Annotated in this window: 20 protein-coding genes, 2 tRNA genes and 3 rRNA genes; 22 read left to right on the top strand and 3 right to left on the bottom strand. The window is 63.0% G+C overall.

Annotation, left to right across the window (positions count from 1 at the left end):
* Nucleotides 1-8 precede the first annotated feature (8 nt).
* The 9 genes from PSEMAI1_RS0116545 to rrf all read left to right on the top strand — a co-directional run bounded on the left by PSEMAI1_RS0116545 (nt 9) and on the right by rrf (nt 9277).
* On the top strand, nt 9-983 hold the full coding sequence (locus PSEMAI1_RS0116545) for an ABC transporter ATP-binding protein (protein ID WP_024303936.1): 975 nt from the start codon (nt 9-11) through the stop codon (nt 981-983).
* Entirely contained in the window at nt 980-1951 is a 972-nt protein-coding gene (locus PSEMAI1_RS0116540; RefSeq protein ID WP_024303935.1) for a peptide ABC transporter ATP-binding protein, read from the top strand. Before PSEMAI1_RS0116545 ends, PSEMAI1_RS0116540 begins: the two co-directional genes overlap by 4 nt.
* Before the next feature lie 103 nt (nt 1952-2054).
* Nucleotides 2055-2582, top strand: a complete 528-nt coding sequence (coaD, locus tag PSEMAI1_RS0116535) for a pantetheine-phosphate adenylyltransferase (protein ID WP_024303934.1) — start codon at nt 2055-2057, stop codon at nt 2580-2582.
* Between the two features lie 126 nt (nt 2583-2708).
* The gene (locus PSEMAI1_RS0116530; protein WP_024303933.1) at nt 2709-3656 is read left to right on the top strand and encodes a class I SAM-dependent methyltransferase; all 948 of its coding nucleotides are present in this window, start codon (nt 2709-2711) and stop codon (nt 3654-3656) included.
* A gap of 329 nt (nt 3657-3985) precedes the next feature.
* Nucleotides 3986-5521 (top strand): 16S ribosomal RNA (locus tag PSEMAI1_RS0116525).
* A gap of 169 nt (nt 5522-5690) precedes the next feature.
* Nucleotides 5691-5767 (top strand) — tRNA-Ile (locus PSEMAI1_RS0116520).
* An 11-nt stretch (nt 5768-5778) separates the two neighbouring features.
* A tRNA-Ala gene (locus PSEMAI1_RS0116515) sits at nt 5779-5854 on the top strand.
* 303 nt (nt 5855-6157) lie between these two features.
* Nucleotides 6158-9048: ribosomal RNA gene (locus tag PSEMAI1_RS0116510) — 23S ribosomal RNA — on the top strand.
* 115 nt (nt 9049-9163) lie between these two features.
* Nucleotides 9164-9277: ribosomal RNA gene (gene rrf / locus PSEMAI1_RS0116505) — 5S ribosomal RNA — on the top strand.
* Together the 16S, 23S and 5S rRNA genes with 2 tRNA genes alongside form the textbook arrangement of a ribosomal RNA operon.
* A gap of 191 nt (nt 9278-9468) precedes the next feature.
* Here rrf and PSEMAI1_RS0116500 read toward each other — a convergent pair.
* Nucleotides 9469-10566, bottom strand: coding sequence for a polyamine ABC transporter substrate-binding protein (locus PSEMAI1_RS0116500; protein WP_024303932.1), 1098 nt, complete (start codon nt 10564-10566; stop codon nt 9469-9471).
* Nucleotides 10567-11038: 472 nt separating this feature from the next.
* On the opposite strand from PSEMAI1_RS0116500, the gene PSEMAI1_RS0116495 reads away from it, so the two are divergent.
* The 4 genes from PSEMAI1_RS0116495 to PSEMAI1_RS21505 all read left to right on the top strand — a co-directional run bounded on the left by PSEMAI1_RS0116495 (nt 11039) and on the right by PSEMAI1_RS21505 (nt 14419).
* Nucleotides 11039-11575 (top strand): RNA pyrophosphohydrolase, encoded by a 537-nt coding sequence (locus PSEMAI1_RS0116495; RefSeq protein ID WP_024303931.1) that lies wholly within the window; start codon nt 11039-11041, stop codon nt 11573-11575.
* Complete coding sequence (locus PSEMAI1_RS0116490; protein ID WP_024303930.1) at nt 11575-12207, top strand: DUF2238 domain-containing protein; 633 nt, start codon at nt 11575-11577, stop codon at nt 12205-12207. The genes PSEMAI1_RS0116495 and PSEMAI1_RS0116490 overlap by 1 nt, the downstream gene beginning before the upstream one ends.
* A gap of 13 nt (nt 12208-12220) precedes the next feature.
* Nucleotides 12221-14185, top strand: a complete 1965-nt coding sequence (gene parE, locus PSEMAI1_RS0116485; RefSeq protein WP_024303929.1) for a DNA topoisomerase IV subunit B — start codon at nt 12221-12223, stop codon at nt 14183-14185.
* Between the two features lie 90 nt (nt 14186-14275).
* The gene (locus PSEMAI1_RS21505) at nt 14276-14419 is read left to right on the top strand and encodes a hypothetical protein (protein ID WP_198019628.1); all 144 of its coding nucleotides are present in this window, start codon (nt 14276-14278) and stop codon (nt 14417-14419) included.
* A gap of 14 nt (nt 14420-14433) precedes the next feature.
* On the opposite strand, the gene gcvA is transcribed toward PSEMAI1_RS21505, so the two are convergent.
* Nucleotides 14434-15324: a transcriptional regulator GcvA gene (gene gcvA, locus PSEMAI1_RS0116475; RefSeq protein WP_024303928.1), complete on the bottom strand. Its 891-nt coding sequence runs from the start codon at nt 15322-15324 to the stop codon at nt 14434-14436.
* 76 nt (nt 15325-15400) lie between these two features.
* Between gcvA and PSEMAI1_RS0116470 the strand changes: the two genes are divergently transcribed.
* The 9 genes from PSEMAI1_RS0116470 to PSEMAI1_RS0116430 all read left to right on the top strand — a co-directional run bounded on the left by PSEMAI1_RS0116470 (nt 15401) and on the right by PSEMAI1_RS0116430 (nt 23885).
* On the top strand, nt 15401-15955 hold the full coding sequence (locus PSEMAI1_RS0116470; RefSeq protein ID WP_024303927.1) for a chromate transporter: 555 nt from the start codon (nt 15401-15403) through the stop codon (nt 15953-15955).
* Complete coding sequence (locus PSEMAI1_RS0116465; protein ID WP_024303926.1) at nt 15952-16473, top strand: chromate transporter; 522 nt, start codon at nt 15952-15954, stop codon at nt 16471-16473. Before PSEMAI1_RS0116470 ends, PSEMAI1_RS0116465 begins: the two co-directional genes overlap by 4 nt.
* Nucleotides 16474-16560: 87 nt before the next feature.
* Nucleotides 16561-17628, top strand: coding sequence for a uroporphyrinogen decarboxylase (gene hemE / locus PSEMAI1_RS0116460; protein WP_024303925.1), 1068 nt, complete (start codon nt 16561-16563; stop codon nt 17626-17628).
* 376 nt (nt 17629-18004) lie between these two features.
* A complete protein-coding gene (locus tag PSEMAI1_RS0116455; protein WP_024303924.1) occupies nt 18005-20185 on the top strand; it encodes a primosomal protein N' in 2181 nt (726 codons plus the stop codon).
* The gene (gene dacB, locus PSEMAI1_RS0116450; protein WP_024303923.1) at nt 20185-21618 is read left to right on the top strand and encodes a D-alanyl-D-alanine carboxypeptidase/D-alanyl-D-alanine-endopeptidase; all 1434 of its coding nucleotides are present in this window, start codon (nt 20185-20187) and stop codon (nt 21616-21618) included. Before PSEMAI1_RS0116455 ends, dacB begins: the two co-directional genes overlap by 1 nt.
* Nucleotides 21615-21872, top strand: a complete 258-nt coding sequence (gene grxC / locus PSEMAI1_RS0116445; RefSeq protein ID WP_024303922.1) for a glutaredoxin 3 — start codon at nt 21615-21617, stop codon at nt 21870-21872. The genes dacB and grxC overlap by 4 nt, the downstream gene beginning before the upstream one ends.
* Nucleotides 21873-21963: 91 nt before the next feature.
* Nucleotides 21964-22416, top strand: coding sequence for a protein-export chaperone SecB (secB, locus tag PSEMAI1_RS0116440; RefSeq protein ID WP_024303921.1), 453 nt, complete (start codon nt 21964-21966; stop codon nt 22414-22416).
* A 5-nt stretch (nt 22417-22421) separates the two neighbouring features.
* Nucleotides 22422-22868 (top strand): SH3 domain-containing protein, encoded by a 447-nt coding sequence (locus PSEMAI1_RS0116435; protein ID WP_024303920.1) that lies wholly within the window; start codon nt 22422-22424, stop codon nt 22866-22868.
* 12 nt (nt 22869-22880) lie between these two features.
* A complete protein-coding gene (locus tag PSEMAI1_RS0116430) occupies nt 22881-23885 on the top strand; it encodes an NAD(P)H-dependent glycerol-3-phosphate dehydrogenase (RefSeq protein WP_024303919.1) in 1005 nt (334 codons plus the stop codon).
* 48 nt (nt 23886-23933) lie between these two features.
* Here PSEMAI1_RS0116430 and PSEMAI1_RS0116425 read toward each other — a convergent pair whose 3' ends face one another.
* Nucleotides 23934-24452, bottom strand: coding sequence for a thiol peroxidase (locus tag PSEMAI1_RS0116425; protein ID WP_024303918.1), 519 nt, complete (start codon nt 24450-24452; stop codon nt 23934-23936).
* Nucleotides 24453-24466: the final 14 nt, after the last annotated feature.

Genomic DNA, 24466 nt, shown 5'->3' with positions numbered 1-24466 from the left:
GGGAATACATGAGTCTGTTGCAAATCAAGAACCTCTCGGTCGAGTTCGGTTCGGACAAAAACCCCTTCCGCGCCGTGGAAGGGCTGGACCTCACCGTCGAGCAGGGCGAGATCGTGGGTATCGTCGGTGAGTCCGGCTCGGGCAAGTCGGTCACGATGATGGCGATGATGGGGCTGCTGGAAGGGCAGGGCCGTATCGTCGCCGACAAGCTGCAGTTCGACGGCAAGAACCTGCTCACCATCAGCCCGCGCGAGCGGCGCAAGATCGTCGGCAAGGACATCTCGATGATCTTCCAGGACCCGATGACGGCGCTCAACCCGAGTTTCACCGTCGGCTACCAGATCATGGAAGTGCTCAAGCTGCATCAGGGGCTGCGCGGGGCGGCGCTGAAGGCGCGTGCGCTGGAACTGATGGAAATGGTGGAAATCCCGGCGGCGGCCAGCCGTCTCTCAGCCTACCCGCACCAGCTGTCCGGCGGCATGAGCCAGCGCGTGGCCATCGCCATGGCCATCGCCTGTAATCCGAAGCTGTTGATCGCCGATGAGCCGACCACCGCGCTCGACGTCACCATCCAGGCCCAGATCATGGAACTGTTGGTCAACCTGCAGCAGAGCCAGAACATGGCGCTGATTCTCATCACCCACGACCTGGCGGTGGTGGCCGAAGTCGCCCAGCGGCTGGCGGTGATGTATGCCGGCCAGGTGGCGGAAATGGGCAAGGTGCCGGACATCTTCCGCCACCCGGCCCATCCGTATACCGAGGCTTTGCTGAAGTCGATCCCGGAGCACAGCAAGGGAGCGCACCGCCTCTCCACCCTGCCGGGCATCGTGCCGGGACAGTACGACCGGCCGTCGGGCTGTCTGCTGTCGCCGCGCTGCCCCTACGCCCAGGAGCGCTGCCGCGCCGAGCGGCCGCTGTTGTTGCCGTATCCGCAAGGCGCTGCGCGCTGCCATTTTCCGCTGTATGACAAGGAGGCCCGATGACTACCGTTCTCGAAGCGCGGGAACTGACCCGCTATTACGACGTGTCGCAGGGCTTCCTCAAACCCTCTGCCACCGTCAAGGCGCTCAACGGCGTCTCGTTCTCGCTCCAGGCCGGCAAGACGCTGGCGGTGGTGGGCGAATCCGGCTGCGGCAAGTCCACGCTGGCGCGCCAGCTCACCCTGATCGAGCCGCCGACCTCCGGTTCGCTGCTGCTCGACGGTGTCGACGCCGCCCAGGCCAACCGAGTCACGCTGAAAACCATGCGCACCAAGGTGCAGATGGTGTTCCAGAACCCGTACGCCTCGCTCAACCCGCGCCAGAAGGTCGGCGACCAACTGGCCGAACCGCTCTTGATCAACACTTCGCTGTCGGCGGCCGAGCGCCAGGACAAAGTGCGCGCGATGATGGCCCAGGTCGGCCTGCGCCCGGAGCACTACTTCCGCTACCCGCACATGTTCTCCGGCGGCCAGCGCCAGCGCATCGCCATCGCGCGGGCGATGATGCTCAATCCCAAGATCGTCATCGCCGACGAACCGACCTCCGCGCTCGACGTGTCGATCCAGGCGCAGGTGCTCAACCTGTTCATGGACCTGCAGGACGAGTTCAAGACCGCCTACGTGTTCGTCTCGCATAACCTGGCCGTGGTCGAGCACGTCGCCGACGACGTCATGGTGATGTATCTCGGGCGCGCGGTGGAAAGCGGCAGCAAACAGCAGATCTACTCGCGGCCGCTGCATCCGTACACCAAGGCCCTGCTGTCGGCCACGCCGTCGATCTTCCCCGAGGAGCGCCACGCCAAGATCAAGGTCGTCGGCGAGCTGCCCAGCCCGCTCAATCCGCCGTCCGGCTGCGCCTTCCACAAGCGCTGCCCGTACGCCGTCGAGCGTTGCCGGGCCGAGGTGCCGCCGCTGCGCCCGGTGGAAGACCACCTGGTCGCATGTCATCGCGCGGAAGAAATCAACGTTTGATAGACTGAGACCAGCGCCCAGCCTGAAACCCCGCTCCGGCGGGGTTTTTTGCTATGCAGCAAAAATAACTTTACCTTGCCCGCTTTGCAGGATAGATTCGACCATGGTGCAGACGAACAAGACAGGAAAACGCAAATTGAAGCGAGCCGTGTACGCCGGAAGTTTCGATCCGGTCACCAACGGGCACTTGTGGATCATTCGCAGGGCCGTCGAGCTGTTTGACGAAGTGGTCGTCGCCATTGGCGTCAACCCGGACAAGCACTGCAGCTTCAGCGTGGAAGAACGCCTCGAGATGCTGCAGGCCGTGACGCAAGAGTTTCCCAACCTGCGCGTCGCCGTCTTCGAAAACCAGTTCCTGGTCAATTATGCCCAGGCCGTCGGTGCCAACTACATCATTCGCGGCATCCGTACCGCCAGCGACTACGAATACGAGCGCACCATGCGCTACATCAATACCGACCTGCATCCGGACATCACCACCATCTTCCTGCTGCCACCGCGCGAGTACGCCGAAGTCTCCTCGACCATGGTCAAAGGCCTGGTCGGCCCGCAAGGCTGGGAACAGGTTATCCGCCAATACCTGCCGGAACCGGTCTGCCGCAAACTAGTGGAAATGCACCGCAAGTTATAACCGGTCATAATACGTTCCGACAGGCCGCTGCTTGGCCGAAACACCCTGCGCGTCAGAGCCTGTAGCTGACGCGCTTTGCTTTTTTGATGGACCCGGCTCTGTGCCGGTCAGAATAAGGATAGTGCCATGGTGGATGTGACACCGTTCGCCAATCGACTCGGCAAGAATTTCAAGCATTACGCCAAATGGGCCCGCCGCCAGGGTATCGAAGCCTGGCGCGCCTACGACCGCGACGTGCCGCAGTTCCCGCTGGCGGTCGACATCTACGGCCAGCGTGCCCACGTGCAGGAATACGATACCGGCTGGGAAATGGACGACAACGAGCGCGAGGCCTGGCTCGACGCCTGCCTGGACGCCATCCAGCAAGTCACCGGCGTGGCGCGCGAGCACATTGCGCTCAAGACCCGCCGTCGCCAGAAGGGCGAGAACCAATATGAGAAGCTCGGCGAGCTGGGCGACGACTTCATCGTCGAGGAGTTTGGCCAGCGTTTCATCGTCAACCTCGAAGCCTATCTCGACACCGGCCTCTTCATCGACCACCGCAACACCCGCAAGCGCGTGCGCGAAGAAGCTGCCGGCAAGCGTTTTCTCAACCTGTTCGCCTACACCGGTAGCTTCACCGTCTACGCCGGGGCCGGCGGCGCGGTCAGCTCGGAAACGGTCGACCTGTCCAATACCTATCAGGACTGGTCGCGCCGCAACTTCGAACTGAACGGGCTGGACCTGAGCCGCCACCAGTTGGTGCGCGCCGACGTGTTCCAGTACCTGGACGACGCCATCTACCAGCGCAAACAGTTCGACCTCATCGTCATGGACCCGCCGACCTTCTCCAACTCCAAGAAGATGCTCGACATCCTCGACGTGCAGCGCGACCACGTGCGGCTGATCGACGACGCCATGGCACTATTGGCGCCGGGCGGTACGCTGTACTTCTCCAACAACCTGCGCTCGTTTGCGCTCGATCCGGCGCTGCCGGAGCGTTACGAGGTGCGCGACATCAGCGCCCAGTCGGTGCCGGAAGACTTCCGCAACAAGAAAATCCACGTCTGCTACCGGCTGCGCCACCGTACCTGAGCGGGGTCATGGAGGCGATAACAAGGGTTGGCTTCGGCCAACCCTTGTTGCGTCTGGGGTGGGCTTTCCTTTGAGATCAATGGCTTGCGTGTGGTGTGCCAACTTTTTGCAAAATTTCCGCAAAAAAGCGTTGACGAGGGTGGGGACGGGGCGTATAGTTCGCCTCCTCAGCTGACGCAGCGACGGAAACGAAGCAGTCAGCACCGCTCTTTAACAGACAGAATAACCGATAGGTGTGAGTGCTCGGCGAAGCCGAACACTTGCACTGCAAGACAGGAAATACCTGATATTTCTTTGATCTTGCGTGCCAGAAAATTTGCTATGAGATTGAACTGAAGAGTTTGATCCTGGCTCAGATTGAACGCTGGCGGCATGCTTTACACATGCAAGTCGAACGGCAGCGCGGGCTTCGGCCTGGCGGCGAGTGGCGAACGGGTGAGTAATGCGTCGGAACGCACCGAGTACTGGGGGATAACGCAGCGAAAGCTGTGCTAATACCGCATACGCTCCGAGGAGGAAAGCGGGGGATCGAAAGACCTCGCGGTATTCGAGCGGCCGACGTCTGATTAGCTAGTTGGTGAGGTAAAGGCTCACCAAGGCTTCGATCAGTAGCGGGTCTGAGAGGATGATCCGCCACACTGGGACTGAGACACGGCCCAGACTCCTACGGGAGGCAGCAGTGGGGAATTTTGGACAATGGGCGCAAGCCTGATCCAGCCATGCCGCGTGTCTGAAGAAGGCCTTCGGGTTGTAAAGGACTTTTGTCAGGGAGCAAATGCTGGGCGCTAATACCGCCCGGAGCTGAGAGTACCTGAAGAATAAGCACCGGCTAACTACGTGCCAGCAGCCGCGGTAATACGTAGGGTGCAAGCGTTAATCGGAATTACTGGGCGTAAAGCGTGCGCAGGCGGTTGTGCAAGTCTGATGTGAAAGCCCCGGGCTCAACCTGGGAACGGCATTGGAGACTGCACGGCTAGAGTGCGTCAGAGGGGGGTAGAATTCCACGTGTAGCAGTGAAATGCGTAGAGATGTGGAGGAATACCGATGGCGAAGGCAGCCCCCTGGGATGACACTGACGCTCATGCACGAAAGCGTGGGGAGCAAACAGGATTAGATACCCTGGTAGTCCACGCCCTAAACGATGTCAACTAGCTGTTGGGGGTTTGAATCCTTGGTAGCGTAGCTAACGCGTGAAGTTGACCGCCTGGGGAGTACGGCCGCAAGGTTAAAACTCAAAGGAATTGACGGGGACCCGCACAAGCGGTGGATGATGTGGATTAATTCGATGCAACGCGAAAAACCTTACCTACCCTTGACATGTCCGGAATCCCGCTGAGAGGTGGGAGTGCCCGAAAGGGAGCCGGAACACAGGTGCTGCATGGCTGTCGTCAGCTCGTGTCGTGAGATGTTGGGTTAAGTCCCGCAACGAGCGCAACCCTTGTCATTAGTTGCCATCATTTGGTTGGGCACTCTAATGAGACTGCCGGTGACAAACCGGAGGAAGGTGGGGATGACGTCAAGTCCTCATGGCCCTTATGGGTAGGGCTTCACACGTCATACAATGGTCGGTACAGAGGGTCGCCAAGCCGCGAGGTGGAGCCAATCTCATAAAACCGATCGTAGTCCGGATCGCACTCTGCAACTCGAGTGCGTGAAGTCGGAATCGCTAGTAATCGCAGATCAGCATGCTGCGGTGAATACGTTCCCGGGTCTTGTACACACCGCCCGTCACACCATGGGAGTGGGGGATACCAGAAGTGGCTAGGATAACCTTCGGGAGTCCGGTTACCACGGTATGCTTCATGACTGGGGTGAAGTCGTAACAAGGTAGCCGTAGGGGAACCTGCGGCTGGATCACCTCCTTTCTAGAGAAGGGCCGAGTCGAGTACTCACAGCCTATCGGTTATTCCAAGTTAGAGGGCATTGTCGATCAAAATCGAGTGAGCCAAGGCGCGAGCGGCCGACGTGTACATTTAAGTACACGAGGACGAGAGCAACGCAGGATCACGAAGAGTTTCATCGACAAAGGCAACTGGGTTTGTAGCTCAGCTGGTTAGAGCACCGTCTTGATAAGGCGGGGGTCGTTGGTTCGAGTCCAACCAGACCCACCATTTGACCTGTTGGGGGATTAGCTCAGTTGGGAGAGCACCTGCTTTGCAAGCAGGGGGTCGTCGGTTCGATCCCGTCATCCTCCACCATCACGATGCAAACACAAGCGCATTGGCTGAAAAAAATCAGTCAGTGAGTTTCTGTTTGCGTTGTAAACGAAGCAATTCGTAACGCCCGATCTTTAACAAACTGAAGAAGCCGAATTAGAAAGACGGCGAGAAGAAAGAAGCAGTTAAGTCTGCTTTGGACGGATCGTCGACTTTGGGTAATTTGATTGTATCGAGGTCACGTCGCCATATCAAAAGGGGCGGTGTGACATGTCGCACAAACATTCACTGTCGTGGACGTGCTTGAACCCGCCGCAAGGTTGGTCCAGGTCACTGAAATGATAGGGTCAAGCGACTAAGTGCATCTGGTGGATGCCTTGGCGATCACAGGCGATGAAGGACGTGTAAGCCTGCGAAAAGCTTCGGGGAGCTGGCAATAGAGCGATGATCCGGAGATGTCCGAATGGGGAAACCCACCTAGCAATAGGTACTCTCTGCTGAACACATAGGCAGAGTAGAGCGAACGCGGAGAACTGAAACATCTAAGTACCCGCAGGAACAGAAATCAACCGAGATTCCGTCAGTAGTGGCGAGCGAACGCGGAACAGCTTGTACGTGTTATGGATTGTGTTAGTGGAAGGCTCTGGAAATGGCCGCCATAGTGGGTGATAGCCCCGTACACGAAAACGCATTCCAAGGACTAGGCGTACGACAAGTAGGGCGGGACACGCGAAATCCTGTCTGAAGATGGGGGGACCATCCTCCAAGGCTAAATACTCGTGATCGACCGATAGTGAACCAGTACCGTGAGGGAAAGGCGAAAAGAACCCCGGGAGGGGAGTGAAATAGAACCTGAAACCGGATGCATACAAACAGTGGGAGCCCTGTAAGGGGTGACTGCGTACCTTTTGTATAATGGGTCAGCGACTTACGTTCAGTAGCGAGCTTAACCGAATAGGGGAGGCGTAGGGAAACCGAGTCCGAACAGGGCGATTGAGTTGCTGGGCGTAGACCCGAAACCGAGTGATCTATCCATGGCCAGGATGAAGGTGCGGTAACACGCACTGGAGGTCCGAACCCACTAGTGTTGCAAAACTAGGGGATGAGCTGTGGATAGGGGTGAAAGGCTAAACAAACTCGGAGATAGCTGGTTCTCCCCGAAAACTATTTAGGTAGTGCCTCATGTATCACTTCCGGGGGTAAAGCACTGTTATGGCTAGGGGGTCATTGCGATTTACCAAACCATGGCAAACTCAGAATACCGGAAAGTGCGAGCATGGGAGACAGACGGTGGGTGCTAACGTCCATCGTCAAGAGGGAAACAACCCAGACCGCCGGCTAAGGTCCCAAATGATCAGTTAAGTGGTAAACGAAGTGGGAAGGCCCAGACAGCCAGGATGTTGGCTTAGAAGCAGCCATCATTTAAAGAAAGCGTAATAGCTCACTGGTCGAGTCGTCCTGCGCGGAAGATGTAACGGGGCTCAAACTGATAACCGAAGCCGCGGATTTGCACTTAGGTGCAGATGGTAGGGGAGCGTTCTGTAGGTCTGTGAAGGTGTGTCGTAAGGCATGCTGGAGATATCAGAAGTGCGAATGCTGACATGAGTAGCGATAAAGCGGGTGAAAAGCCCGCTCGCCGAAAGCCCAAGGTTTCCTACGCAACGTTCATCGGCGTAGGGTGAGTCGGCCCCTAAGGCGAGGCTGAAAAGCGTAGTCGATGGGAAACGGGTCAATATTCCCGTACTCTCGTATAGTGCGATGTGGGGACGGAGAAGGTTAGGTCAGCCAGGTGTTGGACGTCCTGGTTTAAGCCGGTAGGTGGGAGCGGTAGGCAAATCCGCCGCTCTATTAACACCGAGACGTGATGACGAGGCTCTACGGAGCCGAAGTGACTGATACCACGCTTCCAGGAAAAGCCACTAAGCTTCAGCTATACGAGAACCGTACCGCAAACCGACACAGGTGGGCAGGATGAAAATTCTAAGGCGCTTGAGAGAACTCAGGAGAAGGAACTCGGCAAATTGATACCGTAACTTCGGGAGAAGGTATGCCTCTTAGGGTGTAGGACCTCGCGTTCGAAGCCTCGAGAGGTCGCAGAGAATCGGTGGCTGCGACTGTTTATCAAAAACACAGCACTGTGCCAACACGAAAGTGGACGTATACGGTGTGACGCCTGCCCGGTGCCGGAAGGTTAAGTGATGGGGTGCAAGCTCTTGATCGAAGCCCCGGTAAACGGCGGCCGTAACTATAACGGTCCTAAGGTAGCGAAATTCCTTGTCGGGTAAGTTCCGACCCGCACGAATGGCGTAACGATGGCCACACTGTCTCCTCCTGAGACTCAGCGAAGTTGAAATGTTTGTGAAGATGCAATCTCCCCGCTGCTAGACGGAAAGACCCCGTGAACCTTTACTGTAGCTTTGCATTGGACTTTGAACAGACTTGTGTAGGATAGGTGGGAGGCTATGAAACCAGGACGCCAGTTCTGGTGGAGCCGCCCTTGAAATACCACCCTGGTGTGTTTGAGGTTCTAACCTTGGTCCGTGATCCGGATCGGGGACAGTGCATGGTAGGCAGTTTGACTGGGGCGGTCTCCTCCCAAAGTGTAACGGAGGAGTTCGAAGGTCACCTAGGTACGGTCGGAAATCGTGCTGATAGTGCAATGGCAAAAGGTGGCTTAACTGCGAGACCGACAAGTCGAGCAGGTGCGAAAGCAGGACATAGTGATCCGGTGGTTCTGAATGGAAGGGCCATCGCTCAACGGATAAAAGGTACTCCGGGGATAACAGGCTGATTCCGCCCAAGAGTTCACATCGACGGCGGAGTTTGGCACCTCGATGTCGGCTCATCACATCCTGGGGCTGTAGCCGGTCCCAAGGGTATGGCTGTTCGCCATTTAAAGTGGTACGTGAGCTGGGTTCAAAACGTCGTGAGACAGTTTGGTCCCTATCTGCAGTGGGCGTTGGAAGTTTGACGGGGGCTGCTCCTAGTACGAGAGGACCGGAGTGGACGCACCTCTGGTGTACCGGTTGTCACGCCAGTGGCATTGCCGGGTAGCTAAGTGCGGAAGAGATAACCGCTGAAAGCATCTAAGCGGGAAACTCGCCTGAAGATGAGACTTCCCTGAGGGCTTGACCCTCCTGAAGAGTCGTTCGAGACCAGGACGTTGATAGGTCGGGTGTGGAAGCGCTGTGAGGCGTGAAGCTAACCGATACTAATTGCTCGTGAGGCTTGATCCTATCATTTGAGTGGCTTGGGCCACGCGGTGAAGTGTGCGACGTACGATCGATTACCCAAATTCGAAATGGAAGCTGACAGGCTTCCAGGCTTCTTCCAGTTTGTTGACAGTTTATGTCTGGCGGCCTTAGCGAGGTGGTCCCACTCCTTCCCATCCCGAACAGGACCGTGAAACGCCTTAGCGCCGATGATAGTGCGGCCTTGCCGTGTGAAAGTAGGACACCGCCAGACTCCCCCATCGCTGAGCGAATCGAAGATTCGCACGCAGTAAAAGCCCAGCTCAACCGAGCTGGGCTTTTGGCTTTTGCGCTGCCGAAGCCCGTCTATCCTCGTTATCCCTGACCTTACCATGCCGTTTCCCGTTTACCGGCAACGAAAAAGGCCGGAGTCCCGGCCTTTTCAGAGGGGCAGTGTTCGACCTGTTATTTCTTCTGGGTCTTGATTTCCTGCCACAGGCGGGTGGTTAGGCGCTGGATTTTCGGATCCATCGGCAGCATGACGAAGCTGTTCTGGATGTCCTGCTTGGTCGGGAAGATGGACGGGTTATTCAGGTGCTTTTTGTCAATAAATTTGCGTGCTTCCAAGCTGCCCGGAGCATAGGTCACGGTGTTGGCATTGGCCGCAGCTACCTTGGCGCTCATGTTATAGTCGATGAACTTGTAGGCATTCTCGACGTTCTTGGCGTCTTTCGGGATGACCATGCTGTCGATCCAGATGGCCACGCCCTCCTTCGGGATCAACGGGTTGATCTTGACCTTGCTCTTGGCCTCTTCGGCACGGGTCTTGGCGATGTTGAGGTCGCCGCCGTAGCCGTATACCAGGCAGAGGCTGCCGCCGGCCAGTTCATTGATGTAACCGGAGGAGGAGAAGCGGGTGATGTACGGGCGGATGGTCTTCAGCAGGGCTGCAGCTTCCTTGTAGTCGGCTTCATTCTTGCTGGCGGGATCCTTGCCGAGGTATTTCAGCGCCATCGGGAAGACTTCACCCGGCGAGTCGAGCACGCTGACGCCGCAGGATTTCAGCTTGGAGACGTATTCTGGCTTGAACAGCATGTCCCACTGTTTTTCCGGCAGCTTGCCGCCCAACGCCTTGGTGACCTTGTCGGTATTGATGCCGATGGTGTTGACGCCCCAGAAGTAGGGGACGGCGTACTTGTTGTCGGGGTCGAACTTGGTCATGAGCTTGAGCAGTTCCGGATCGAGGTCCTTGTAGTTGCTCAGCTTGGATTTGTCGAGGGGCTGGTAGATACCGGCCTGGATCTGCTTGGCCAGGAACTGGTTGGTCGGGACGACGATATCGTAACCCGACTTGCCGGTGAGCATCTTGGCTTGCAGGATCTCGTTGCTGTCATAGACGTCGTAGCGCACCTTGATGCCGGTCTGCTTCTGGAAGTTGGGTATGGTGTCTTCGGCGATGTAGTCGGACCAGTTGTAGACGTTCAGCACATTGCTGGCGGCATAGCTGGCCGAGGCGGCCGCAGCCAGGGCGCCGGCAACGAGAATGACAGCCTTGCGTTTCATATGACACTCCTTCGACAGGGGGTTACGATCTTGAGTCTAGTAGGCACGAGTCGACACAACAATTGCCGTGTCGGTAAGCCGTTTGTGTAGACCAACGGGTCATCATAGATCGGTTGATCAGCAGCCTGTCATTTAACCTGCTCTGCAGGGTGGCGGCAAGCCTTTTGTGGAGCGGTTCTTGCCCGCATAGCAGGCGATTCTATCGCCGTTTCCGGGTAGAACCATCCGGTTCTGACGAGTGGTTGCCGAGGGGGCAGGGGCGGATATCTCGTTGACTGCTCGAGAGCAGTGGAATCATCTCATGCCGTGCAGGATGTTTGGGGTCTCGGGACGGGAGCGATGCCGTGATGCGGAAAGGCCCTGTATGGGATGGCATGGCTTTCGCCCTGGACCCGGATCCAGGAAGGCCGAATGGCATGGGTAGGCGAAATGTGCAAAAATTCGACTAACTAGATGAATTGCAGGTTTCTCCATGCTGGACCGGGACGGATACCGCCCCAATGTCGGAATCATCCTCATCAATGCCCGCAACGAGGTGTTCTGGGGTAAACGGGTGCGCGAGCACTCGTGGCAGTTTCCGCAAGGGGGCATCAAGCCTGGCGAGAGTCCGGAAGCGGCGATGTATCGTGAGCTGCTGGAAGAGGTCGGTCTCTTGCCACAACATGTCAAAATTCTCGGCCGTACGCGCGACTGGCTGCGTTACGACGTGCCCATCAACTGGGTGCGGCGCGAATGGCGTGGCAGTTACAAGGGCCAGAAACAGATCTGGTTTCTGCTGAAGCTGGTCGGGCGCGATTGCGACGTCTGCCTCAGGGCGACCAACCATCCCGAGTTCGACGGCTGGCGCTGGAACGATTATTGGGCGCCGGTCGATCTGGTGATCGAGTTCAAGCGCGATGTCTACCAGAGGGCTCTGGGTGAGCTGTCCCGCTTCCTGCGCGGAATGGAGAGCTACGAGGCCTATCGCCAGCGCCGCCTGGCCTCGCCGGAAAAAACCGACGAGAGCTGATGCCCATGCCGACCCCTGCGGCTTTCCCCCGCCCGTGGACGCCTTTCGCGCTGGTGGGGGTGATCATGTCGTGGTCGGCAGTGGGGGCGCACGACGTGGCCATCTGGTGGCTGGAGGCGATCCCTGCTGTGCTGGGCTTGCCGCTGGTGCTGTGGCTGTGGCCGCGTTTTGCCTGGACGCCGCTGGCGGTTTGGGCGATGTCGCTGCACGCCGTGGTGCTGTTGGTCGGAGCGCACTATACCTACGCGTTGACGCCGCTCGGCTTCTGGCTGCAGGAGCTGTTCGATTTTTCCCGCAATCACTATGATCGCATCGGGCACCTGGCCCAGGGCTTCTTTCCCGCCATTCTGGCGCGCGAGGTGTTGCGCCGGCAGACGATGCTGCGTGCCGGCTGGCTGACGTTCCTGGTGATCTGTTTCAGTCTGGCGCTGTCCGCTTGTTACGAGCTGGTGGAGTGGTGGACCGCGCTGGCCATCGGCGCCGCCGCCGATGCCTTCCTGGCGACGCAGGGTGACCCGTGGGACACCCAGTGGGATATGTTCCTGGCGCTGTGCGGCGCGCTTGCTTCCCAACTATTTCTTGCCCGTGCCCATGAGCGGCAGATTGGCCGGCTGACGGCGCGGGCCCAATAACGATCGATACGCTATGACTCAACAGTACGACGAATCATCGGTCCGGGTCCTGAAGGGGCTGGAGCCGGTCAAGGAGCGTCCGGGCATGTACACCCGGACCACCGATCCGACCCACATCTGCCAAGAGGTGATCGACAACGCCGCCGACGAGGCGCTGGGCGGCCATGCCCGCAAGATCGCGGTGACGCTGCATCAGGACGGTTCGCTGTCGGTGGAGGACGATGGCCGGGGCATTCCGGTCGGCCTGCATCCGCAGGAGGGCGTGCCGGTGGTGGAACTGGTGTTCACCCGGCTGCACGCCGGCGGCAAGTTCAACAAGAAGGATGGCGGCGCCTACGCCTTTTCCGGCGGCCTGCACGGCGTCGGCGTCAGCGTGACCAACGCGCTGTCGACGCGGTTGGAGGTCGAGGTCAAGCGCGAGGGTGGGGTGTACCGCATGGCTTTTGCCGGCGGCGACGTGGTCGAGCCGCTGGCCCGTGTCGGCGATTGCGGTGCGCGCACCAGCGGCACGCGGGTACGGGTGTGGCCGGACGGCAAGTATTTCGAGAGCCCACGCTACTCGTTGCCGGAGCTGGAGCGCCTGCTGCGCGCCAAAGCGGTGCTGCTGCCCGGCGTGGCGGTGACGCTGACCATCGAGCGCCCGAGCGGTGACGAGGTCAAGGTCTGGCAGTATCCGCAGGGCCTGAAGAGCTACCTGGCCGAGCTGTGCAACGGCGACGAGTCGGTGGCGCCGCTATTCGCCGGCGAGGCCTATATCGGAGACGATCACGAGCAGTTCGCCAAGGGCGAGGGCGTGCAGTGGGCGCTGGCGTGGTTCGAGGACGGCGCCGGCGGCGAGAGTTACGTCAACCTGATCCCGACCCCGGCCGGCGGCACGCACGAGGCGGGCCTGCGCGCCGGCGTGTTCGACGCGGTGAAGAGTTTCGTCGACCACCACAACCTGCTGCCGCGCGGCGTCAAGCTGATGGCCGAGGACGTGTGGAGCCGGGTGCGCTTCGTGCTGTCGGCGCGCGTGCTCGACCCGCAGTTCCAGGGGCAGACCAAGGAGAAACTGACCAGCCGCGACGCGCTGAAGCTGATCTCGGGTCTGGCGCGCGACCCGGTGGAGCTGTGGCTGAACCAGCACGTCGAGGCCGGCAAGAAGATCGCCGAGCTGGCGATCCGCCAGGCGCAGTCGCGTCTGAAGTCGGTGAAGAAGGTCGAGAAGAAGAAGGGCTCCGGCGTGGCGGTGCTGCCCGGCAAGCTGACCGACTGCGAGAGCGAGGATATCGAGCGCAACGAGCTGTTCCTGGTCGAGGGCGATTCGGCCGGCGGCTCGGCCAAGCTGGCGCGCGACAAGGAATACCAGGCCATCCTCCCCTTGCGCGGCAAGGTGCTCAACAGCTGGGAGACCGACCGTGATCAGCTGTTTTCCAATGCCGAGATCCACGACATCTCGGTGGCGATCGGTGTCGACCCGCATGCGCCGGGCGAGAAGGCCGACCTGTCGGGGCTGCGCTACGGCAAGATCGCCATCCTGTCGGACGCTGACGTCGACGGCTCGCACATCCAGGTGCTGTTGCTGACGCTGTTCTACCGTCACTTCTCGGCGCTCTTGGCCAACGGCCACATCTGCATCGCACAGCCGCCCTTGTTCCGTGTCGACGTGCCGGGGCAGGGCAAGCACCGTCCACCGAAGAAGCTGTACGCGCTGGACGAGGGCGAGCTGGAGGCCATCCTCGACCGTCTGCGCAGCGAAGGCGTGCGCGAGAACGCCTGGAGCATCAGCCGCTTCAAGGGCCTGGGCGAGATGAATCCGGAACAGCTCAAGGACACCACCATGCACCCGGACACGCGCCGGCTGACCCAGGTGCGGGTGCGCCCCGAGGCCGAGGACGACACGCGCCGCATGTTCACCATGCTGATGGGCAAGGGCGAGGCGGCCAGCCGGCGCGGCTGGATGGAGGCCAAGGGCAACGAGGTCGAGGCGGACGTCTAAACCTGGCACCACTTGGCCGGGAATCGCAGGAAAAGGTTGGCCGCAAGCCTGGTGACAGGCTGGCGGCCAACGTCGTTTGGGCGGGTGGAATTGCCAGACGCGGTAGACCCGCCGCCCGTGCGCTTCCTGTCCAACAACAGCGAGGGGAGGTATCTGTTGTCTCTGCCGGACCGCCAGCAGGTGCCCAAGCTGCGCGCCTTCATCGATTTCGTGCTGCAGCGCTTCGGCGCCTGAGCACGCTGCTGGACTTATTCGCTGCCCGCGGCCTCCTCTTCCAGCCAGGCGCAGAAGGCCGACACCAGTTCGTCCCCCACCAGGCTCTGTGGCACCACCCAGCAATAGCCCTTGACCGCCACTTCCGGCCCGGTCAGCGGTGCGACCAGCTTGCCGGAGGCGAGTTCGTCCTCGATCACCGGCAGTGGCCCGAGCGTGACGCCGAGGCCGTCGATGGCGGCCTGCAGCGCCAGGTAGTAATGGTCGAAGTGCTGGGTAGCGGTGGGCTGCAGGGTGGGGACGCCGGCGGCGGCGAGCCAGCGCTCCCAGGCCACCGGGCGCGTTTCCGAGTGCAGCAGGGTATGGCGCGCGAGATCGGCTGCGCTGGCGATGGGAAGGCGCTTCAGCAGCGCGGGGCTGCATACCGGCAGTTCGCGTTCGGCGAGGAAGGCGTGGGCGACGAAGCCGCGCCAGTGCTCCTGGCTGCGCCGGATGGCGATGTCGAAGTCGGCGTTCTGGTTGTTGATGACCGCGTCCGAGGTAGCCAGACGTAGTTCGACGCCGGGATAGCGCAACTGGAAGCGGGTGAGACGGGGCAGCAGCCAGTGCATGGCGAGCGTGGGGGTGGCGTTGATGCGGAGCCGACGGCCTTGGCGGCGCACGGTGAGCTGCTCGGTGGCGCCGGCGATGCCGTCGAACGCCGCCTGTACCGCCGGCAGGTAAGCCTGGCCGGCGTCGTTGAGGGTCACGCGACGGCCGTGCCGCTCGAACAGCGGGACACCGAGCCATTCCTCGAGCTGCTGGATCTGGCGGCTGATGGCGCCGTGCGTCACATGCAGGGCCTCGGCGGCGGCACTGAAACTGCCGAGGCGGGCGGCGGATTCGAAGGCTCGCAGCGCATTGAGCGGGGGCAGGCGGCGGGTCATGCTGTTGAGTTTAACTCACAAGCGTAGCCATAAAAACTCGTTTGTGACCTGCCGGACGCAGGCGTAGCCTTGAGGCATGGATACCTCTTTGCATACTCCGAGCCGGCAGGAGCTGTTTGCCGGTTTCTTTTCCGTGGGGCTGTCCGGCTTCGGTGGCGTGCTGCCACTGGCGCACCGCATGCTGGTGATGCAGCGCCGCTGGCTGTCCGATGCCCAGTTTACCGAGGTGCTGGGGCTGGGGCAGGTGCTGCCGGGGCCGAACATCGTTAACGTGGCTGTAGCGGTCGGTTCACGCTTCCACGGTGTCAGCGGCGCGCTGGCGGCGGTGGGCGGGCTGATGCTGGCGCCGCTGGTGATCGTGCTGTCGCTCGCCATGCTGTACGGTCACTACCAGTCCTTGCCGGCCTTGCGCGGCGTGCTGACCGGACTGGCGGCGGTGGGCGCCGGACTGGTGGTGGCGATGGGGTTACGGCTGGCCGAGCGACTGGAGCGGCGCGGCTGGTGCCTGGCGACGGCGCTGCTGACCCTGGTTGCGGTGGCGTGGTGGCGCCTGCCGCTGCTGGGCGTGCTGCTGGTGATCGCGCCGTTGGCGATCGCACTGGCGTGGTGGACGCGGGAGGGGCGGCCATGAGCGTGCTGTTGTCGCTGCTGGCGACGTTTTCGCTGTTTTCGCTGATGGCGGTGGGAGGGGCCAACGCCATCCTGCCGGAAATCCACCGTTATGTGGTGGAGTCCAACGGCTGGATGAGCGGGGCCGAGTTCGCCGCCTTGTTTGCCATCGCCCAGGCTGCACCCGGGCCCAATGTCCTGGTGGTCAGCCTGATCGGCTGGAAGGTGGCGGGCATCCCCGGGGCGCTGGTGAGCACGCTGGGCATGTGCGGGCCGTCGTCGCTGTTGAGCTTCTACGTGGCCCGGCTGTGGCACCGGTTCCGTGCCTCCCCCTGGCGCCGTGCGATCGAGCGCGGGCTGGCGCCGGTGACGATCGGCCTGGTGCTGGGCAGTGCGTGGCTCTTGAGCCGTTCCGCCAATGACGGCTGGGCGACCTGGCTGCTGTGTGGGACGACGGCCGTCGTGGCGTGGCGGACCAGGCTCAACCCGCTGTGGCTGTTGGGGGCGGGGGCATTGCTCGGCTGGCTGGGAGTACTGTGAGCGATGCTTTGGTCGCATACCGGTGACGAACCGGCATGCGCGAAGGCGGGGTATAATGAAAAGCGAAACCAATCACCGCCTTTCATCATGACCACGCTCAAAAACGATACTTTCCTGCGAGCCTTGCTCAAGGAGCCGGTTGAATACACCCCGATCTGGATGATGCGCCAAGCGGGCCGCTACCTGCCGGAATACCGCGCCACGCGCGCCCGGGCTGGTAGTTTCATGGGGCTGTGCACCAACCCGGACTTCGCCACCGAGGTGACGCTGCAGCCGCTGGACCGTTTCCCGCTGGACGCCGCCATCCTGTTCTCTGACATTCTCACCGTGCCCGACGCGATGGGGCTGGGGCTGTACTTTGCCGACGGGGAAGGGCCCAAGTTCCGGCATCCGCTGCGCGACGAGGCCGCCATCAAGGCGCTCTCCGTGGCGCCGATGGACAAGCTGCAGTACGTGTTTGACGCCGTGGCCAGCATCCGCAAGGCGCTGGATGGCCGTGTGCCGCTGATCGGCTTCTCCGGCAGCCCGTTCACGCTGGCCTGCTACATGATCGAGGGCGGCGGCTCGGACGACTTCCGCAACGTCAAGGCGATGCTGTACAGCCGCCCGGAGCTGCTGCACCACATCCTGGACGTCAACGCGCGCACGGTGACCGACTACCTCAACGCCCAGATCGACGCCGGCGCGCAGGCGGTGCAGATCTTCGATACCTGGGGTGGGGCGCTCACCCACGCCGCCTACAAGACCTTCTCGCTGGCCTACATGCAGAAGATCGTCGCCGGTCTCAAGCGCGAGGCCGAGGGTCGCCGCGTGCCGGTGATCGTGTTCACCAAGGGGGGCGGCCAGTGGTTGGAGGACATCGCGGCGATCGGCGCCGACGCCATCGGGCTCGACTGGACCACCGACATCGCCGACGCCCGTCGCCGGGTCGGCGAGGACGTGGCGCTGCAGGGTAATCTCGACCCCAACGTGTTGTTCGCGAGCCCCGAGGGCATCGAGAAGGAAGTCAGCCGCATCCTGTCCGCCTACGGTCAGGGCAGCGGCCATGTGTTCAACCTGGGGCACGGCATTTCCCAGTTCGTGAACCCGGATCACGCCGCGGCGCTGGTCGAGGCCGTACACCGGTTGTCGGTTCCCTATCATTACCACGGTTGAGACATCGTCATAGCCAACCGGGGGTATATATGCCCATGCGGCCATTGGTTTACCAGTGGCCGTTTTCCTTTGCGGGTTTTTGTGATCAAGGGATTGACAGGGTTTTCAACAGTTGTTCCATGACTTATGCACACCGGGGAGGCCCTGGCGCCATTGCTGCTGGCAGGACTGATCCAGCTTGGGGCTTGTTTGATAAGTTATTGAAATTGTTATAGAAAATAATTTGATTAATTTTTGTGCAACCTGTTGGCAATCCCGTGCAGCCGCCGTTTGGCATTGCCGAACGGCAATTGTGCACAATGTTATCCACAGCTTCTGTGGGCAGGTGGCACAAAGCCTTGCCCAGATTGGGTTTGCGCGGGGGGGGGGGCGGATGATGACGATGGAGAGGGCGGTTCAGATCGCGGTGGACGTGCCCCTTTTTGGAACGTTCAGCTACTTGACCCATCTGCCGCTGAGCGTCGGGCAGCGGGTCAGGGTGCCGTTCGGTCCGCGCCGCGTTTGTGGCTTCGTTACCAGCGATATACCCACTGAGGGTATCGAGACCGAGCGGTTGAAACGGGTCGAGCAGCTGTTCGACGAGTTGCCGCCGCTGCCGGCCTCGTTGCTCGAGATGGTGCGCTTCGCCGCCGATTATTATCACCATCCCATAGGTCAGACCCTGTTCACCGCCCTGCCGGGGGCGCTGCGCGCTGATCGAGCGGTGCGGCTCCCCGACGAGCGAGTGTGGCGATTGACCGAGGCCGGCCTGGCCGACGAGCCGCCGGCGCGGCAGAAGGCGCGCCGCGCGCTGTGGCAGGCGCTGCAGGACGGGCCGCTGACGGCCGAGGCGGCGCGTGGGGTCAGCGCGCAGGCGGGACGCATCCTGGCCGACTGGCTGGCCGAGGGCCGGGTCGAGCGGTTGATGCCGGAAGCGCCGCCACTGCAGGTGGCAGCGGCGCCGCGCTTGAACGACGAGCAGCAGCAGGCATTGGACAGTCTGTCGGCAGGGCTGGACGACGGCTTCGCGCCGTTCGTCCTGCACGGTATCACCGGCAGCGGCAAGACCGAGGTCTATCTGCGTCTGATCGAGCGGGTGCTGGCGGCCGGCCGCCAGGTGCTGCTGCTGGTGCCGGAAATCAACCTGACGCCGCAGCTGATCGAGCGCTTTACCGGGCGCTTTCCCGCTACGCGCGTGGTCATGCTGCACAGCCATCTGGCCGATGGCGAGCGCCTCAAGGGCTGGGTCGACGCCTGGCAGGGGCGCGCCGGCATCGTCATCGGCACGCGGCTGGCGGTGTTCACGCCGCTACCGCGGCTGGGGCTGATCGTGGTCGATGAGGAGCACGACGGCTCGTTCAAGCAGCAGGACGGTCTGCGTTATCACGCGCGCGATCTGGCGGTGTGGCGCGCGCGCCAGGAGGGGGTGCCGATCGTGCTGGGCAGCGCTACGCCCAGCCTGGAGACCATGGCCAACGTCACGGCCGGACGTTACCGCCGGCTGGCGCTGACGCGGCGCGCCCACGATGCGGCGCGGCTGCCGGCGATCCGGCTGGTGGACACGCGCCGGATCAAGCTGGTCGAGGGCCTGGCCGAACCGGTCATCGCCGCGCTGAAGGCGCGTGTGGCACAAGGCGAGATGAGCCTGGTGTTCATCAACCGGCGCGGTTTCGCCCCGGTAGTGGCCTGCCACGACTGCGGCTGGCTGTCGGGTTGCCCGCGCTGCTCGGCCAAGCTGGTGGTGCACCTGGCCGAGCGCAAGATGCGCTGCCACCATTGCGGCTGGGAAGAGCCGGTGCCGCCGGCCTGCCCGGACTGCGGCAACGTCGACCTCAAGCCGCTGGGGCAGGGCACGCAGCGTCTGGAGGCGGCATTGGCGCGGCTGTTGCCGGAGGCGCGGCTGCTGCGCATCGACCGCGACACCACCCGCCACAAGGCCGCCTGGGACGAGGTCTACCGCAAGGTGCACGCCGGCGAGGTGGACGTGCTGGTCGGCACGCAGATGCTGGCCAAGGGCCACGACTTCGGTGCACTGTCGCTGGTGACGGTGCTGAATGCCGACGGCGGGCTGTACTCCGCCGACTACCGCGCCGCCGAGCGCTTGTTCGCCCAGCTCATGCAGGTGGCCGGCCGCGCCGGCCGCGCCGAGGCGCCGGGCGAGGTGCTGGTGCAGACGCAATGGCCTGAGCACCCGCTGTATCAGGCGCTGCTGCGCCACGACTTCGACGGCTACACCCGGACCCTGCTCGAAGAACGTCACATGGCCGGCTTTCCGCCGGCGGTCTATCAGGCGCTGCTGCGTGCCGACGCCTACGAGCTGGCGAGCGCCAACGCCTTTCTCGCCGAACTGCGCGCACAGGCCGAGCCGCTGGCCGGCGGCGTGCTGGTGTCCGGCCCGGCGCCGGCGCTGATGGTGCGTCTCGCCAACCGCGAACGTGCCCAGTTGGTGTTCGAGAGCGGCAGCCGGGGGGCGCTGCATGCCTTGCTCGAGCACATCGTCCCATTGGCCGAACGGCTGGCCAAGGCACACGGCCGCGCCTTGCGCTGGTCGCTCGACGTCGATCCGCAGGAGCTGTGATGAAACGACTATGCGCCATGGTGCTGACGTTCGCGCTTGCCTGGAGCGTGCCGGCGCGGGCGCTGGAGCTGCACGGTATCCGCCCCGACGAAATCGCCGTGTGGGCGGCGCCGGTGGAAGGCGACTCGGTGCTGGAGGCGTACCGTGCCGAACAGGCCGTCAACCCGGCCTCGACCATGAAGCTGTTGACCGGGTGGAGCGCGTTGACCCGGCTCACGCCCGATTACCGCTGGCGCACCGAGCTGGTGTCGAACGCGCCGCTGGCGCACGGGGTGCTGCAGGGCGACCTGTACTGGATCGGCGCCGGCGACCCGCGCTTTGCCAACCGCGACCTGCAGGGCATGCTGCGCACCTTGCGCGCGCGCGGCATCGAGCGCATCGCCGGCCGGCTGCTGCTCGACAAGCGCGCCTTTAGCCGCATCGGCAGCGCCAGCGACTTCGGCGGCGACGCCGCGCGCGTGTTCATGGTCGATCCCGACACCCACCTCACCGGGCTCAAGGTGGCCTGGCTGCGCTTCTTCAACGACGGCAACGGAGCGCGCGTGACGCTTGACCCGCCGCTGGCCGGGGTGCGCCTGAATGCCGTGCTGAGCGACGGTGGCGAAGGCCTGTGCGACGATGTGCGCCGGCTGGTCAGTATCCAGGTCGAGCCCGAGCGCATCAGCGTCAGCGGCGCCCTGCCCAGGAGCTGCGACGGCGCGCAGAGCTACGTCAACGTGCTCGACCACGACCAGTACGCCGCCCAGGCGTTCGCCGCGCTGTGGCGCGAGCTAGGCGGGAGCGGTCCGCTCGGCAGTGGCCGCGGCACGGCGCCGGCCGACGCGCGCGTGCTGGCCAGCCACGACTCCGAGCCCTTGCCGGTGGCGCTGGCCGACATCAACAAGTACAGCAACAACACCATGGCGCGCGCGCTGTACCTGACGCTGGGGCGCGTGGCCGGCGGCTGCGGAGACACCGTGGCCGATGCCGAGCGCGCGGTGCGGCAGACCCTGGCCGACGCCGGTATCGCCGCGGCGCCGCTGGTGCTGGAAAACGGCGCCGGGCTGTCGCGTCGGGAGCGCGTCTCGGCGCGGCTGCTGGGCGAGGTGCTGCAAAACGCCGCACGCGGGCCCTACGCCGGCGAGTTCCTGGCCAGCCTGCCGCTCGCCGCGGCTGACGGCACATTGAAGAAGCGCTTCGCCCAACTCGGCCCGCGGCTGCGGCTGAAGACCGGCACGCTCGACGGTGTGCGTTCGCTGGCCGGCTATTGGCAGGCAGCCGACGGGCGCCGCCTGGCCATCGTCGCCATCGTCAACAGCCCGCGCGCCGCCGAGCTGATGCCGGCGCTGGACCGGGTGGTGGCCGACCTGGTGACCCGTTTTGACCCTGCCGCCGGCGTGCGACGGGAGTATAATTCGCCGATAACTCCGAGCCTCCCTGTGGAACCCCGATGAAACCCGTCACCATGTACACCACCGCCGTCTGTCCTTACTGCATCCGTGCCAAGCAGCTCTTGGCGCGCAAGGGCGTCGCCGGCATCTCCGAAATCCGCGTCGACCTCGAACCGGCCGAGCGCGAGAAGATGATGACCCGCACCGGCCGCCGCACCGTGCCGCAGATCTATATCGGCGAGATCCATGTCGGCGGTTTCGACGATCTGGCGGCGCTGGAGCACGCGGGCAAGCTCGACGTCCTGCTGGCGGACTGACGTTGGCCCCGGCCATGCTTTCATGCGATGATGCCGGCTGATTTTTCCGTTACCCCATTACCGCCCCGATGAGGGGTCAGCGAGATTCAATATGAGCGAACAACAAGAAGTGCAACCGGTTTTCTCCATCGAAAAGATCTACGTGAAGGACCTGTCCCTCGAAGTGCCGAACGCCCCGCAGGTGTTCCTCGAGCAGGCCCAGCCGGACATCGACATGCAGCTCGCCTCGGAAGGCAAGCAGATTGAGGAAGGCTTCTACGAGTGCACGCTGACCGTGACCGTGACCGCCAAGCTGCCGGAGAAGACCATGTTCCTGGCCGAAGTGGCACAAGCCGGTATCTTCCAGATCCGCGACGTGCCGGCCGACGACATCGAGCCTATCCTCGGCGTGGCCTGCCCGAACATCCTGTTCCCGTACGCGCGCGAAACCGTGTCCAACCTGGTGAACCGTGCCGGCTTCCCGCCGGTGCTGCTGTCGCCGATCAACTTCGAGTCGCTGTACATGCAGCAGCGTGCGCAGTTGGCCGAAGCCGGTAACGCCTGAGCCCGATGAAAAAACGATTCGTCGTCGCGCTGCTGCTGGCCGCCGGGCTCGTCTCCCCGCTGGCCCATGCCCTGGAGTTCCGCTCCGTCAAGGAGACCGGCGTGGCGCTGTACGAGGCGCCGGCGCTGAACGCGAAAAAGCTGTTCGTGGTCAGCCGCTACTATCCGGTCGAGGTGCTGTCGTCCCAGAAGGAATGGTCACGCGTGCGCGACGCCACCGGTGGCATCGCCTGGATCCCGTCGGCCGCCTTGTCCACGCAGCGCACGCTGCTGGTGGTGGTCGACAGGAGCGAGGTACGCGCCGCCGCCGACGCCGCGGCGCCGCTGCGTTTCGTGGTGCCGCGCGACGGCGTGCTCGAGCTGATCGAGCCGCCCAAGGCCGGCTGGGTCAAGGTGCGCCACCGTGACGGCAGCGAAGGCTTTGCCCGTATCACCGACCTCTGGGGCCTGTAAACGGGAGAACGCATGAAACTGGCTGTGCTGGGAGCCGGCGCCTGGGGAACGGCGCTGGCCGTCGCCTATGCCCGTCATCACGACGTCACCCTGTGGGGGCGCGATGCCGCCCAGGTGGCGCAGCTGGAGGCCGAGCGCGTCAACACCCGCTATCTGCCCGGCTGCCCCTTGCCCGCCGAGCTGGCGCTGAGTGCCGACCTGGCGCGCGCCACCGACGGTGCCGAGCTGATCCTGATCGTCACGCCGATGGCCGGGCTGCGCCCGACCTTGCGCGCCCTGACGGCGTTGTCACCGGCGCTGCCGCCGCTCTTGTGGGCCTGCAAGGGCTTCGAGGCCGGCTCCAGCCTGCTGCCGCATCAGGTGGTGGCGGAGGAGTTGCCGCCGGACGTACCGTGCGGCGTGCTGTCCGGCCCGAGCTTCGCGCGCGAGGTGGCGCTGGGGCTGCCGGCGGCGCTCGCCGTGGCCTCCGACGACTATGCCTTCGCCAAGCGGCTGGCGCGGGCCCTCAACAGCCCGCGGCTGCGGCTCTACGCCAACGACGACCTAGTCGGCGTGGAAGTGGGCGCGGCGGTGAAGAACGTCATGGCGATCGCCACCGGCGTCGCCGACGGGCTGCAGTGCGGCATGAACGCCCGCGCCGCGCTGATCACGCGCGGCCTGGCCGAGATCACCCGTCTGGCGCTGGCGCTAGGCGGCAGCCAGCAGAGCATGATGGGACTGGCCGGCATGGGCGACCTGATCCTCACCTGCACCGGCGCGCTGTCGCGCAACCGCCAGGTGGGCCTGAAGCTGGCCGAGGGCAAGTCGCTGGCGGAGATCCTGCAGGAGCTGGGCCATGTCGCCGAAGGGGTGCCGACGGCGCGGGAGGTGCTGACCATGGCCGAGCGGCTGGAGGTCGACATGCCGATCACCGCCGCGGTGTGCGGTCTGCTCTACCACGGCAGCGACCCGCACAAGGTGGTGGAGGAGCTGCTGGGGCGCGAACCGAAGTCCGAATCCGGCGAGCGGCTCGACTGACGCCGCCGTCCTGCCGACAGCAAGCCACCTGCGGGTGGCTTTTTGCGCTCAGTGTCCTTCGACCGTCCTGGCGATGCGAGCGAAGTCGAACAGGTCCTCGGTGTTGCGCAGGCGCTCGGCGTAGATCACCTTGTCCAGCGAATCGGTCAGGATCAGCGAAGGGGCGGTGTAGCCCGCCAGCGGGTAGTCGGCGATCAGCACGCCGTAGAACTTGTGGAAGTCGCGCCCGCGTAGCGTCGAGAGCAGCGTCACTCCGGGCAGGCCGTGCTCGCGGCGCGCGCGGCGCAGGGTGGAGGGCGAATCCACCGTGATGACGAACAGCCTGAGGCCCGGCCATTGTTCCAGGAAGCGCCGCGTCTCCTGCAGCAGTTCGAGGCCGCCGTATTCCTGTTCGTCCAGCGACAGCAGGGTGATGATCGCCTTGGGCGAGCCGTGGAACTGCTCGAGCGAGACGTCGTTCAGTTCCTCGTCGACCAGCATGAAGCTGTGCAGCAGCATGCCGACCTGGGGGAAATCGCCGAGCACCTGCAAGGCGTCGTCGCGATGCTGCAGTGTGAACATGTCCATGTCCTGTTTTCCTT

The organism is Pseudogulbenkiania sp. MAI-1 (assembly GCF_000527175.1).
Classification (GTDB): domain Bacteria; phylum Pseudomonadota; class Gammaproteobacteria; order Burkholderiales; family Chromobacteriaceae; genus Pseudogulbenkiania.
This window is presented reverse-complemented; position numbering and strand designations above follow the sequence as displayed.

Excerpts from the sequence above, each read along its gene's own strand:
- PSEMAI1_RS0116545 (WP_024303936.1), top strand. The coding sequence starts at position 9 with ATGAGTCTGTTGCAAATCAAGAACCTCTCGGTCGAGTTCGGTTCGGAC.
- PSEMAI1_RS0116540 (WP_024303935.1), top strand. The coding sequence starts at position 980 with ATGACTACCGTTCTCGAAGCGCGGGAACTGACCCGCTATTACGACGTG.
- coaD (WP_024303934.1), top strand. The coding sequence starts at position 2,055 with ATGGTGCAGACGAACAAGACAGGAAAACGCAAATTGAAGCGAGCCGTG.
- PSEMAI1_RS0116530 (WP_024303933.1), top strand. The coding sequence starts at position 2,709 with ATGGTGGATGTGACACCGTTCGCCAATCGACTCGGCAAGAATTTCAAG.
- PSEMAI1_RS0116500 (WP_024303932.1), bottom strand. The coding sequence starts at position 10,566 with ATGAAACGCAAGGCTGTCATTCTCGTTGCCGGCGCCCTGGCTGCGGCC.
- PSEMAI1_RS0116495 (WP_024303931.1), top strand. The coding sequence starts at position 11,039 with ATGCTGGACCGGGACGGATACCGCCCCAATGTCGGAATCATCCTCATC.
- PSEMAI1_RS0116490 (WP_024303930.1), top strand. The coding sequence starts at position 11,575 with ATGCCCATGCCGACCCCTGCGGCTTTCCCCCGCCCGTGGACGCCTTTC.
- parE (WP_024303929.1), top strand. The coding sequence starts at position 12,221 with ATGACTCAACAGTACGACGAATCATCGGTCCGGGTCCTGAAGGGGCTG.
- gcvA (WP_024303928.1), bottom strand. The coding sequence starts at position 15,324 with ATGACCCGCCGCCTGCCCCCGCTCAATGCGCTGCGAGCCTTCGAATCC.
- PSEMAI1_RS0116470 (WP_024303927.1), top strand. The coding sequence starts at position 15,401 with ATGGATACCTCTTTGCATACTCCGAGCCGGCAGGAGCTGTTTGCCGGT.
- PSEMAI1_RS0116465 (WP_024303926.1), top strand. The coding sequence starts at position 15,952 with ATGAGCGTGCTGTTGTCGCTGCTGGCGACGTTTTCGCTGTTTTCGCTG.
- hemE (WP_024303925.1), top strand. The coding sequence starts at position 16,561 with ATGACCACGCTCAAAAACGATACTTTCCTGCGAGCCTTGCTCAAGGAG.
- PSEMAI1_RS0116455 (WP_024303924.1), top strand. The coding sequence starts at position 18,005 with ATGACGATGGAGAGGGCGGTTCAGATCGCGGTGGACGTGCCCCTTTTT.
- dacB (WP_024303923.1), top strand. The coding sequence starts at position 20,185 with ATGAAACGACTATGCGCCATGGTGCTGACGTTCGCGCTTGCCTGGAGC.
- grxC (WP_024303922.1), top strand. The coding sequence starts at position 21,615 with ATGAAACCCGTCACCATGTACACCACCGCCGTCTGTCCTTACTGCATC.
- secB (WP_024303921.1), top strand. The coding sequence starts at position 21,964 with ATGAGCGAACAACAAGAAGTGCAACCGGTTTTCTCCATCGAAAAGATC.
- PSEMAI1_RS0116435 (WP_024303920.1), top strand. The coding sequence starts at position 22,422 with ATGAAAAAACGATTCGTCGTCGCGCTGCTGCTGGCCGCCGGGCTCGTC.
- PSEMAI1_RS0116430 (WP_024303919.1), top strand. The coding sequence starts at position 22,881 with ATGAAACTGGCTGTGCTGGGAGCCGGCGCCTGGGGAACGGCGCTGGCC.
- PSEMAI1_RS0116425 (WP_024303918.1), bottom strand. The coding sequence starts at position 24,452 with ATGGACATGTTCACACTGCAGCATCGCGACGACGCCTTGCAGGTGCTC.